General features: G+C 62.9%; 10 protein-coding genes. 2 read left to right on the forward strand and 8 right to left on the reverse strand.

What is annotated here, in order from left to right; all coding sequences use genetic code 11:
- The first annotated feature begins 40 nt into the window (after positions 1–40).
- A complete protein-coding gene (locus L8K25_RS05995) occupies positions 41–1,093 on the forward strand; it encodes an EpsG family protein (RefSeq protein WP_242137999.1) in 1,053 nt (350 codons plus the stop codon).
- A gap of 181 nt (positions 1,094–1,274) precedes the next feature.
- Here the strand turns inward: L8K25_RS05995 and L8K25_RS06000 are convergent, their stop codons facing one another.
- The 8 genes from L8K25_RS06000 to rfbF all read right to left on the reverse strand — a co-directional run bounded on the left by L8K25_RS06000 (position 1,275) and on the right by rfbF (position 10,589).
- Entirely contained in the window at positions 1,275–2,933 is a 1,659-nt protein-coding gene (locus L8K25_RS06000) for a hypothetical protein (RefSeq protein ID WP_242138000.1), read from the reverse strand.
- A gap of 52 nt (positions 2,934–2,985) precedes the next feature.
- Positions 2,986–4,308, reverse strand: a complete 1,323-nt coding sequence (gene rfbH, locus L8K25_RS06005; protein WP_242138001.1) for a lipopolysaccharide biosynthesis protein RfbH — start codon at positions 4,306–4,308, stop codon at positions 2,986–2,988.
- The gene (locus tag L8K25_RS06010; RefSeq protein WP_242138002.1) at positions 4,305–5,294 is read right to left on the reverse strand and encodes a glycosyltransferase family 2 protein; all 990 of its coding nucleotides are present in this window, start codon (positions 5,292–5,294) and stop codon (positions 4,305–4,307) included. The genes rfbH and L8K25_RS06010 overlap by 4 nt, the downstream gene beginning before the upstream one ends.
- Before the next feature lie 156 nt (positions 5,295–5,450).
- The gene (locus tag L8K25_RS06015; protein ID WP_242138003.1) at positions 5,451–6,368 is read right to left on the reverse strand and encodes an NAD(P)-dependent oxidoreductase; all 918 of its coding nucleotides are present in this window, start codon (positions 6,366–6,368) and stop codon (positions 5,451–5,453) included.
- 12 nt (positions 6,369–6,380) lie between these two features.
- Complete coding sequence (locus L8K25_RS06020) at positions 6,381–8,195, reverse strand: thiamine pyrophosphate-binding protein (RefSeq protein WP_242138004.1); 1,815 nt, start codon at positions 8,193–8,195, stop codon at positions 6,381–6,383.
- A gap of 120 nt (positions 8,196–8,315) precedes the next feature.
- A complete protein-coding gene (locus L8K25_RS06025; RefSeq protein WP_242138005.1) occupies positions 8,316–8,771 on the reverse strand; it encodes a GtrA family protein in 456 nt (151 codons plus the stop codon).
- Complete coding sequence (rfbG, locus tag L8K25_RS06030; protein ID WP_242138713.1) at positions 8,758–9,825, reverse strand: CDP-glucose 4,6-dehydratase; 1,068 nt, start codon at positions 9,823–9,825, stop codon at positions 8,758–8,760. Before rfbG ends, L8K25_RS06025 begins: the two co-directional genes overlap by 14 nt.
- Complete coding sequence (gene rfbF / locus L8K25_RS06035) at positions 9,816–10,589, reverse strand: glucose-1-phosphate cytidylyltransferase (protein WP_242138006.1); 774 nt, start codon at positions 10,587–10,589, stop codon at positions 9,816–9,818. Before rfbF ends, rfbG begins: the two co-directional genes overlap by 10 nt.
- A gap of 448 nt (positions 10,590–11,037) precedes the next feature.
- Between rfbF and L8K25_RS06040 the strand changes: the two genes are divergently transcribed.
- A complete protein-coding gene (locus tag L8K25_RS06040) occupies positions 11,038–12,120 on the forward strand; it encodes a glycosyltransferase family 4 protein (RefSeq protein ID WP_242138714.1) in 1,083 nt (360 codons plus the stop codon).
- Positions 12,121–12,161: the final 41 nt, after the last annotated feature.

Genomic DNA, 12,161 nt, shown 5'->3' on the forward strand with positions numbered 1-12,161 from the left:
CGCGTGATCACGCGGCCTCCTGCACCTGTGAACGGCGATCATGCTTCCCTATTGGTTACTTTTCGGACTATGGTTGGCGGGAACCTTCAACTTCACGCGTTCGTCCCAAACGTCCTCCAGCCGGCATGCGTTCGTGGTCGCAACGGTGCTGACCGCCTTGATGATCGGGCTACGGTATCAGGTCGGCGGCGATTGGGAGCCGTATCTCGGCATCTACAACAACATTTACTTCCAGCCGCTCATCCCCGCGCTGGGGTTGAGCGATCCGGGCTATGCCCTGCTCAACTGGCTCGCGGCGCAGGCCGACACGGGCATCTGGTTCGTCAACCTTTCCTGCGCCATTCTCTTTGTCGGCGGTGTCGGCCGCCTTGCGTCGCGGCAACCCCAGCCCTGGCTCGCGATGCTGGTTGCGGTGCCGTATTTCATCATCGTCGTGGCGATGGGATATACCCGGCAAGCCGCCGCGATCGGCATCGTCTGCTTCGCCGTGGCGGATGCCAACGAGCGCACCATCATCCGGACGGTGATCCTGATCGGCGTCGCTGCGCTGTTCCACAAGACCGCGCTGCTGATGCTGCCGCTGGCGCTCGGCCCGATCGCCTTGCGCAAGATTCTGACCACGATCGTCGGCGTGATCCTTTTCGCAGCGCTGTTCGTCCTGCTGCTACGCGATCAATCTAATGCGCTCATTACTAACTACGCGCAAAGCAATTACGATTCGCAAGGCGCCGGTATTCGCATAGCGATGAACGTTCTAGCGGGCGCACTGTTTCTCCTCTTACGCAAGCGCATGGAACTCAGCCCATATCAGCAAAGTTTCTGGCTGCTGAACGCGCTCCTGAGCTTTGTATCTGTCATAGCGCTGCTAAATCTTTCAGCATCCTCTGGGGTTGATCGTGTTTCTTTATTTTTAATACCGTTACAGATGGTCGCACTATCGCAACTCCCGCAAGCCCTTGCGACTTCGCGCAAACCGGTCCTGTCTGTGTTGCTTGGAGTAGTATCCTATTGCTTTGCGATTCAGTTTGTATGGCTAAACTTCGCTGACAACGCCGTATCCTGGCTCCCGTACAATACAGTTTTGCTTCCCTAAAGGTTTTCAGCCAAGCCCTAACGGTACTTGAGCGTCGGCGAGCGCTTATCAGGATTACGGCCTGGGATCGTCAAGCGCTTGGCCCAATAGCTTGGCCAACAACCCGCGCCTCACGCCGACCAGGATGCTAGGGATACGTTGCGCTAGCATCCGACCCACCAGACTGAGCCAACGCCGCTATCTACCCCAGCGCAGACGGGCCGGTGTGCTGAAGATCGTTTCTCGCGGGATCGGCCAAATCCGCTTTGGCCGAACGAGCGAGCGCCCAAGCTATACCGACCAAAATAGCCGCTTGGATGCCGTATCCGGTCCAACTCGTCCACAAGCCGTAATGCATGAAATACAACTGCTTCGGAAAGTCCTCCAAGCTTGCGAACGCGCCGCCCGACCACGGAACGATCGTTAATGGAAGCCAGAACTGCGCCATTACAAACGTCGATACCAACAGCACTACATTTCGGCCGTTACGATTGAACCTTCCCAAGACGATCGCCGCAAGCGTTACAAGTATAGGCCATATCGTCGTCAAAAAGCGCGGCTCTCCGACCAAACCAAATGGGAGGGTGAAACATAGAACGGCAACGATCGCTCCTCCCATATGCCGTGCTTCCGAGGCAATCTTTGGCCATTCCACGGCGCTGAAGATGGCCAATGCACCCCAAAATGCACTTAGACTTACAAAGGGTAAGAAGACCTTTCCGACCGCTGGCATTCCGGAAAGGCGCGCCAACACGAATATACTACTGGGATTGGCAACGTGCGGGTTAGAAATAACCCGCACACCCAGCCAAGAAACCAAGACGATAAATACTGCACAGCATATCGCCGTGATCCTACGCGCATCCACCTTTAATGGCAGAATGCCCGTTCTTACCAACGGTACCACTAAGATTATCATAGCTAGTATCATCAGCAGAAACGATGGCACGGCCGTAATGCCTTGTTGCACGATTAAGCACGGATCCTTTAGCGAATGACTCGCCTGTGCTTTCGCTGCGAGCGATGCGGGCAGGTAACTCGCGATATTGATCGGCCCCGACAGGGCAACACATGCCTGGTGCGACGCTGGGATGGCACAGATCGCCGAAAAAATAGCGACCCCAGCAATGATCCATAACCCAACTTTCAATGTATTCTTGCCAAATTGGTACTCCGCTGAATATGGCGACGCCGGGTCATACGGCCGATTAGGCATAAACATACAGAGAATAGCGCCAGTAATTGAGAGTGTGGGCCAGCAGAATGCGCCAATAATGGACAGAATTGATACTGCAAATTTAGAACGTTTCAGATAAGTTAGCAGCAACATAGCCGCTAAAAACAGCGCAACTGGATCGGTCAACACCGGATAAAACATAGTCTGCTTCGAAAACTCGAAGCTCATAAACATTCCGGCAAACCCGAACCATCTGCTGATCACCGTAAGCTTGAGTATGTTGCAGATACTGCGCCATACTTCCGTCAGTCCGACGCACATTAACCCGTTCAGTATCGCAAAGCCGAGGATGATATCCCTGTTTGCCATGTCGCTGCTAAAAAGCAGCAACCCTTGGCGTACCAAAAATGCTGGAAGGATACGCTGGGCATAATAGGTTCCCAGAGTGGTCGAGAAACCTGTGTGCCCCATGTTTCGGACAAGGTCGGCATAAATCACGCCGTCCCAGCCTAGCCCGCCACTCACCGGGACGTGCTCCCCTAGAAACCAACTTGCCAAGACCACGGCGACCACAATGACGGTCATCATGCGATGCGCCGGGGCGGCATCCTGAAATATCCCGAACCACGCTGCGCCTGCTGCGGGAAATGGTTTCCGATCCGGACCCCCGGCGTTTTCGGTCATTGGGCTGAGGTCTCTCTGGGCAGGGGGAGTCACTGGAACTGGAAGCGATCAATTACGGCTTGATACATCCCTGCATCGTCAGCTCGACCAGCGTATCGACCATATAATCCAGTCGCTGCGCATCGATCCCGGGCCACACGCCCAGCCAGAACGAATCCTCCATGATCTTGTCGGTATGCGTCAGGTCGCCGTGAACGCGGTACGCGACGTCGCGGAACGCCGGCTGCTTGGTCAGATTGCCCGCGAACAGCAGGCGGGTGCCGACCTTGCGTTCCTCCAGCGTCCGCGTCAGCGTGTTGCGGTCGATCCCGCTGCCGTCGCGGATCGTCAGCAGATAGCCGAACCAGCTCGGCTCGGTGCCCTTGGTCGGGACCGGGAGATGGTAATAGGCGTCCATCCCGCGCGCTTTCAGGCGCCGTTCCAGTTCCGCGAAATTCTCGCGCCGACGCGCGATGAAACGGTCGAGCTTGGTCAGCTGGCTGACCCCGACCGCGGCCTGCATGTCGCTGACCTTCAGATTGTAGCCGACATGGCTGTAGGTGTATTTGTGGTCGTAGCCGCGCGGCAGCTGGCCGAGGTTCCAGTTGAACCGCTTGTTGCAGGTATTGTCCTTGCCCGGCGCGCAATAGCAGTCGCGCCCCCAGTCGCGGAACGATTCACAGATCTTGGCGAGCAACGGCGAATTCATCATCACGCCGCCCCCCTCGCCCATCGTGATGTGGTGCGCCGGGTAGAAGCTGACCGTGGCGATGTCGCCGAACGTGCCGACATGCTGCCCGCCGACGGTCGCCCCGAAGGCGTCGCAGCAATCCTCGATCAGATACAGGCCGTGCTGCTTGCACAGCGCCGCCACGCGCGCGACGTCGAACGGGTTGCCGAGCGAATGCGCGATCATCACCGCGCGGGTCTTGTCGGTGATCGCGGCCTCGAGCAGGTCGACATCGACGTTGTGGGTCTCGATATCGACGTCGACGAACACCGGGATGCAGCCATATTGCACGATCGGCGTGACGGTCGTCGGGAAGCCCGCCGCGACGGTGATCACCTCGTCGCCCGGCTTGAGCGCCTTGTCGCCGAGCTTCCAGGAGGTCAGCGTCGCGAACGCCAGCAGGTTGGCGGCCGATCCGGAGACGGTCAGCTTGGCGAACTTGCGGTCGAACCGCTCGGCCAGCTCGCGCTCGAACCGCTCGGCGTAGCGGCCGGCGGTTAGCCACATGTCGAGCGAGGCGTCGACGAGATGCGCGCAATCCTCCGCGTCCATCACCTTGCCCGACGGCGGGATGTAGGTCTCGCCCGGGACGAACGGCGCAACGGGTTGCGCGTCGAAGAATTCGCGCGCGCGCTGGAGGATGTCGGCGCGGAGATGATCGGTCATGAGGGCTCTTCTGCTAGGATCGGCGCGCTCGAGCCCTGCGGCTTTTGCGCGGTGAGGTTGATGGTTTCGCGTTCGACGACCATCGGGCCGCGACGCACCTGGGCATGGATCGACGTGACATATTCCCCGAGCATCCCGATGAACGCGAGCTGGACGCCGGACAGGAAGAACAGCGATACGATCAGCGTCGTGATGCCGCGTGGCGCCATGCTCGGATCGAACAGGTAATAGATCACCGCGAACAGCGAGTAGAGGATGCAGATGGCCGCCAGGCCGAAGCCCAGAAAGGTACAGATCCGCAGCGGCGCATTGGTGAACGAGAAGATCCCGTTGAGCGCCTGGTCGACCAGGCGCAGCACGTTGTTCTTGGAAATCCCCGACTTGCGGGCCTTCCAGGTGTAGGGAATGATGACCCGGTTGAACCCGACCGATGCGATCAGGCCGCGGATATAGGGGTAATGGTCGTTGTGCTGGATGACGGCGGACCATACCTTCCGGTCGATCAGCTGGAACTCGCCGACGTTCACCGGGATGTCGATTTCCGACAGCACCTTGACGAGACGGTAGAAGATCGCGCGACAGGTGCGCAGCAACAGGCTTTCCTGGCGGTTGACGCGCGCCCCCGCGACCACTTCCGCGCCCGCTTCCCAATGCCGCACGAAATCGACGATCACTTCGGGCGGGTCCTGCAGATCGACGGCGAGGAAGACCACCACCGCATCGCCGGTGGCATAGCGCAAGGCGTTGAAATTCGACCGGAAAGGGCCATAGTTGCGGGCGTTCAGGACGACCTTGACGCATGGGTCGGCCGCCGCGATCGTGCGCAGGATGGCGGGCGTGGCATCGGCCGAGGCATTGTCGGCAAAGATATGCTCGCGCTCATAGCCCGCGAGCGGGCCGTCGAACAGGTCGCGGACCGCGCGATAGCAGGCCTCGACATTCTCTTCTTCGTTGAAGCAGGGTGAGACGACGGTGATCTTCTTCATCTCGCGTCGCTCGCCTTGGAAACCGGCATCGTGCCGACGTTGGAATGAAAGGGCGACTGGCCGACGATCGGCCGCGCCACGGTCCGGTGCTGATGTGCCGCGCTATATCGATCGTGCGGGCCGGGCGGAAGCGCGGATATCGCCGCGCGGCGATGCTCAGGCGCCATCGAAATGCTCCACGGTCAGCGCCAGACCGGCCGCAAGCGCGGTGCGCGGCGTCCAGCCCGTTGCCTGGGACAGTCGGTCGACCGCGCCTTCGATATGCATCGGCTGGCCGGGCGCGAAGGGGACCGTGCCGAAGTCGAGCGTGGCCCCGGGCTGGACGTGATCGCGCAGCCCTTCGACGATCGCGCGGACCGACACGGGCGCGCCGGATGCGAGGTTGAAGATGCCGGTCGCCGCGGGACGGGTCGCGACCGCCAGCACCGCTTCGGCCGCGTCGTCGATGTACAGATAATCGACTAACTGCGTCCCGGCGGTGAGACGCGGCGACTCGCCGCGGGCCAGCGTCGCGAGGATGCTCGGGATCAGCCAGTTCGGATTGTCCCCCGGCCCGTAGATCGCGAACAGCCGCAACCAGGCAAAGCCGATCCCGGCCTCCGCCGCGAGCCGCTGCCCGAGCAATCCGGCGGAGACCTTGGTCGCGCCATACATCGAATTGGGCTGCGGCAGGGTCGCCTCGTCCGTGCGACCGACGGTCTGCCCATATTCGGCCTGGGAGCCGATCCCGATCACCTTGCGGACGCCCGCGCGTGCGGCCGCCTGCATCAGCCGGCACCATGCCTCCAGCTGGCGCAACTGGTCGGGACCGTCGCGTTCCGCCCGGGACAGCCCCGCCCAGGCGGCATGGACGACGACATCGGGCCGTTCCTGCCCGAACAGGTGCTCGACCGCGGCGCTGTCGGTGACGTCCAGCAGGCACTGCGTCAGCGCACCGTCCCGCCCCCCCAAGCCACGCAGCCGCTCGGGATCCGGCCGGCGGGCCACCGCAACGACGCTATGCCCCGCCGCGAGCGCGGCCCGGCACACCGCCGCGCCGAGGAAGCCCCCCGCCCCTGTTACGATGATCTTCATGACACGTCCGGCTCAGGCCGCTTCCTGGTCGTCGGCGCTGACCTGGTCGGCCGCCAGGTCGGCGATCGTATCGGGTCGCGGATAGGCGACGAAGCGATTGCCCGCGGCATAATCCTGCGCAGACAGATAGGGAAACTGGTCGTTGATCGGCCGCCCCATCTCGAGCTTGGGCTCGATCAGCGTATGTTCGCTCAGCATCACGTCGATGATGATCGGACCACGCCCGAACAGCGCCGGCGTGATCTGGTCGAGCGCCTCGACCTTCTCATAGTCCAGGCCGTAGGCGCCCGCTATCCGTCCGAAATCGGGGGTCGAATAGCCTTCGTAGGAGGCGTCGTAGCGGCTGCCGAGATAGCTGTCCTGGAATTGCTTGATGATCCCGTAGCTGCGGTTGTTCATGATGACGAGCGCGATGTCGAGCTTGCGCGCGACGATCGTCTGGAGATCCTGCAGGTTGAGCTGGATCCCGCCATCGCCGTTGAACGCCACGACCTGGCGATCGGGACAGACCAGCTTGGCGCCGATCGCGGCAGGCAGCGAATAGCCCATCGGGGAATTGCCGCCCGAGGTGAACAACAGGTGCCGCTTGACCTTGAACGCCTGGTGCACCCAGCAGACCGCCGCACCGGTGTCGTTAGGGACGATCGCATCCTCGTCCATCGCCGCATTGAGCCGGCGCACCACGTCATAGGGAGACAGACTGTTGAGCTTGACCGCGGAGCTGCTGCGTTCCTGTCCGAAATAGCGTGCGCGCATTTCGGCGGTATAGGCGCTCCACTCGGGCGCGACCGTCGGCTGCGGCAGCCGGTCGAGCACGGGCGGCAGGGCGGCCAGGTCCATGTGCACGGTCTCATAGCCGTTCTGCTGGTATTTCTTCAGCTCCTCGCCGTCGACGTCGACCACGATCACCTTCGCGCCGGTCGCCCAATTGGCCGCATTGCCCGAGCGCTGGCGGTTGTCGAGCCGGCTGCCGAGAACGATCACGGTATCGGCATTCTGCAGCGCGAAATTGGCGCCACGATTGCCATAGACCCCGATCTGCCCGAGGAAACCAGGATGGTCGTGATCGAAATAGGTCAGCCCGGCCCAGCTGGACACGAACGGCAATCCGGTCTTGGCCAGCCATGCGGCCGTTGCCTGCTCGACCCCGGCGAACCCGACCCCGCCGCCCCACAGCACGACCGGGCGCTTCGCCGTCCGCAGCGCGCTGGCGAGGCGTTCGACCGCCGCGTCGTCGGCGACCGGCTGCGCGAACGTCGGCAGCTCGGCGAACACCATCTCGACTTCGGCCTGCTGGATGTCCATCGGCACGTCGACCAGCACCGGCCCGCGCCGCCCTGACATCGCCAGCGCATAGGCCTTGGGCAACTCGCGCTGCAACTCCTCGATCGAGGTGATCTTGACCGCATATTTGGTGATCGGCGCGACCATCGCGACGATGTCGGTTTCCTGGAAACCCGACTGGCGTACCTTCGCGCCGTGATAGGCGGACCCTTCGCGCTGGTTGACCTGACCGGTGATGTGCAGCGTCGGGATCGAATCGAAAAACGACGTTGCGATTCCGGTGATGAGGTTGGTCGCGCCCGGGCCCGACGTCGCCATCGTCACCCCGACCTTGCCGGTCACGCGCCAGACGGCATCCGCGGCCATCGCGGCTGATTGCTCGTGCTGGAAACAGTCATAATGCAGCGCGGGATGCCGCGCGACCGCGTCGATCATGAAGGCGCAGGCGCCCCCGGTCAGCGTGAAGACCCGGTCGGACCCGACGCGGTGCAGGAATTCCGCGATCCAGTCGGATCCCGCGGCGGTTGCAGGAGATTGCGTCATAGGGGCCAGAATTCCAAGGCAGCGCATGCCGGATGCGACATGCTGTTCCTGTAAAGCACACCGAAAACACGGTTTTCAGTGCCTCGCATGGTCGACGCCAAAGCGCCAGACCGTTCGTTCTCACGGCAGATCATAACAGCCGGGCGCGTCTTGTCGATCTGTCGCCCGCGGCGCACCACCGGCATAGACAAAGCGGCGCATCGCGAAAAAACTGCCGACGGCGAGCAACGGTACCATCACCGCCTGCGCCAGCATCGGGCTCAGTCCCGCGCTCCGCAAAAGGGTCAGGGCGCCCGCATTCACCGCGAACTGGACCGTATAGACGGCAATGAATGCCGGCAGCCGGCGCATCGTCCCATCGGCAAAGACGATGCGGCCGATCGACTGGAAGTTGAACAGGACTCCGCCGACCGTCGCCACCGCAAGCGCCGCGATCGGCGCGAGCCCGAGCCACAGGAACAGGCCGAACAGACCATAGCCAACGAGCGTGTTGAGCCCCCCCACCGCCAGGAAGACGAGGAAGCGACGTCGCTCCGCGCCAAGCCAGGGGGTGGCAGCCGGGCTAGTCGAGGCCAAGATAGGTCTCGACCTGGTCGCGGGTCAGCCGCTCGAGCGCCCCATGCTGGTGGTAACAGGCGTACCACGCGCTGGTCAGCCGCAACGCCTCCTCGAGCGGGAGCCGCTGCTGCCATCCGAGCTCGATCGCGGCCTTGGTGGAATCCAGCTTGAGCGTGGCGGCCTCGTGCGGATGCTCGGCCGCGTCCTGCACCCAGGCGGCGCCCTCTCCCCACAGCCCGACCAGCGTGTCGACGACGCGCTCGACCGATGCGCTTTCGTCCGGACGCGGGCCGAAGTTCCACCCGGTCGCCGCATCCGGATTGTCCCATAGCACCTCCGCCAGCCGCAGATACCCTGCCAGCGGCTCGAGCACATGCTGCCAGGGACGGACCGACAGGGGATTGCGGATCATCAGCGACTGGCCCGCCGCAAACGCGCGCATCGCATCGGGGACCAGCCGGTCGAGCGCAAAGTCCCCGCCCCCGATCACGTTGCCGGCGCGCGCGGACGCGAGCGCCACCCGGTGGGGCGCGGCGGCGCCGAAATAGCTCTGGCGATAAGCGTCGACGACCAGCTCGCAGGCCGCCTTGCTGTTGGAATAGGGGTCCGCGCCACCCAACCGGTCGGTTTCGCGATATCCCCACACCCAACCGTTGTTCTGATAGCATTTGTCGGTGGTGATCATCACCGCCGCGCGCAGGTTGGGCGCGCGCCGACAGGCGTCGAGCACATGGACCGTGCCCATCACGTTGGTGGCATAGGTGCCGACCGGATCGTCATAGGAAAAACGCACCAGCGGCTGCGCGGCCATGTGGATCACGATCTCCGGGTCGACCGCCGCAAAGGCGGCCTCGACCGTCGCCAGGTCGCGGATATCGCCGACCCGGTGGTCGCAGACCGAGGCCAGCCCGAGCAAATCGAACATGCTCGGCGCGGTCGGCGGATCCAGCGCAAGGCCGTGGACCTTCGCGCCCAGCGCCTGCAGCATGAGCGTCAGCCAGGATCCCTTGAACCCGGTATGCCCGGTGACGAGGACGCGCCGCCCCGTCCAGAACGAACGGTTCAGCCCCATGTGCGCCACGGTGCGGCGTTCTTTTCCCACAGGCTCTCGAGCAGCTGGCGATCGCGCAGCGTGTCCATCGGCTGCCAGAAACCGTCGTGGAAATAGGCGTTCAACTGCCCCTCGCGGGCGAGGCGTTCCATCGGCTGCCGCTCCCATGTGGTGGCATCGCCCTCGATGTACGATTCGACTCCGCGGTTCAACACGAAGAAACCGCCATTGATCCAGCCCCCTTCCTCGACCGGCTTTTCGACGAAATCGGTGACGCGATCGCCATCCAGGTCGAGCTGGCCGAACCGGCTGAGCGGACGGACCGCAGTGACCGTCGCCAGCTTGCCGTGCTGGCGATGCGCCGCGATCGACGCGGAAACGTCGACGTTGCCGACGCCGTCACCATAGGTGAGGCAGAAGGTGTCGTCATCGCCGAGATACTGCATCGCGCGCTTGAGTCGCCCGCCGGTCATCGTCGCTTCGCCGGTATCGACGAGCGTGACGCGCCAGTCCTCCACCATGTTCCGGTGAACCTCGGTCACCCCGCCGCGCATGTCGATCGTGACGTCCGACATGTGAAGCGCGTAGTTGGCGAAGTATTCCTTGATCAGATAGCCCTTGTACCCAAGGCAGATCACGAATTCGTCGATGCCGTGCTGGGAATAGGACTTCATGATGTGCCACAGGATCGGCCGACCGCCGATCTCGACCATCGGTTTGGGGCGTGAACCGGTTTCTTCGGCAAGACGCGTTCCCAACCCGCCCGCGAGCAAAATTGCTTTCATCTGTCGCCCAATTTCCCGCAATTTCAAGCTATCTGGCAGCCCTTAGCGTTCGAAAGTTCGATCGACAACTGAACTTTCAAAGCGTTGCATTTGCACAAGCGCGCCGATGCCAGCCCACGCCCGGTGACGGACCTGTGTTCCGCACTCCCCTGACTCCCGCGCAGCGGCAGCCCGTCCAGCAATCACCAGCAATAAAAGGCCGACCTGAGCATCCGATATGCGTTTGAAACCGCTGACAGCAGGGATCTCGCGCGAAAGTCCGGTGGATCATTGCCAATCGACATCCCTTGAACCAGTTAGCGTGCATGACAGACCCAGGATCGCTGCGTACACGGTTCTCTTCTGCGCGACCTGGTCCTGCCAGCCGCGTCCGGTCGAGGGACGGCAACCCGCAAACCATTTGCCCAGGCCTTGCAGGGGACACCGCGACCGGAAGGAAACAGGCGTGATGCGCGTCCTCGCCCTCACCAAATACGGCACGCTGGCCGCCAGCACGCGGCAGCGCCTGGTGCAGTTCGAGCCGGTGCTCGCCGCGGCAGGAATTTCGGTCACGGCCGCACCATTTTTCGACGACGACCATGTCGCGCGCCTGGCGATCGGCAAACCGATCCGGCCGGCCGATATCCTGCGTGCCTATGCCAGGCGGCTCGCGACCCTGCTCCGGCTCGGCACGTTCGATCTGGTGTGGGTCCAATATGAGATCCTGCCCTACATGCCGGGCGCACTGGAACTCCTCTGGACGGCATCCAGCAAGCCGATCATCGTCGACTTGGACGACGCGATCTTCCATATGTACGACGACAATGCGCGGAGCGCGGTTCGAACGCTGCTCGGCGGGAAGATGCTGCCCCTCCTGAAACGCGCGGCGGCGATTACCGTTGGGAACGCGTATCTGGCGAATTACGTCAGCGCCGTGAATGCGAACGTCACCATCGTTCCAACCGTCGTGAACACCGATGTCTATCGTCCCGCTCCCCATCCCGCCGCCGCCCCCGCTATCGAACGGCCGCTGACGGTCGGCTGGATTGGATCGCCTTCGACGTGGCGCTACGCCGAGCAGATCCTGCCCACGATCCTGCCCCAGATCGCCGAGAATGGCGCACGCTTCCTCGCCGTGGGGGCCGGGCCGGCAGGGGACCGCTGGCAGGGAGTCGAGAACCGCAACTGGACCGAGGCCAGCGAAGTGGCATCGGTCCAGGATATGGACATCGGCGTCATGCCCTTGCCCGACGAACGCTGGGCACGCGGCAAATGCGGCTATAAGCTGATCCAGTACATGGCCTGCGGTCTGCCTACGATCGCGTCCCCGGTCGGGGTCAACAGCGAGATCGTGGAACCCGGCCAAACCGGGTTCCTTGCCGTCGACCCCGAAGACTGGACGACAGCGCTGCAACGTTTGCTCGACGACGCGGCTTTACGACAGCGGTTCGGGCAGGCCGGGCGCCGCCGCGTAATCGAACGCTATTCGCTGGCGTCGCAGGAACCGCGCGTCCGCGACGTATTCGAACAGGCCGTCATGCGCCGTCGATAGAGCGCGCCGAGCGATTGTTGTGTTCGCTTGACTGCTGCTCT

It is taken from the genome of Sphingomonas sp. TREG-RG-20F-R18-01 (assembly GCF_022662475.1).
GTDB lineage: Bacteria > Pseudomonadota > Alphaproteobacteria > Sphingomonadales > Sphingomonadaceae > Sphingomonas.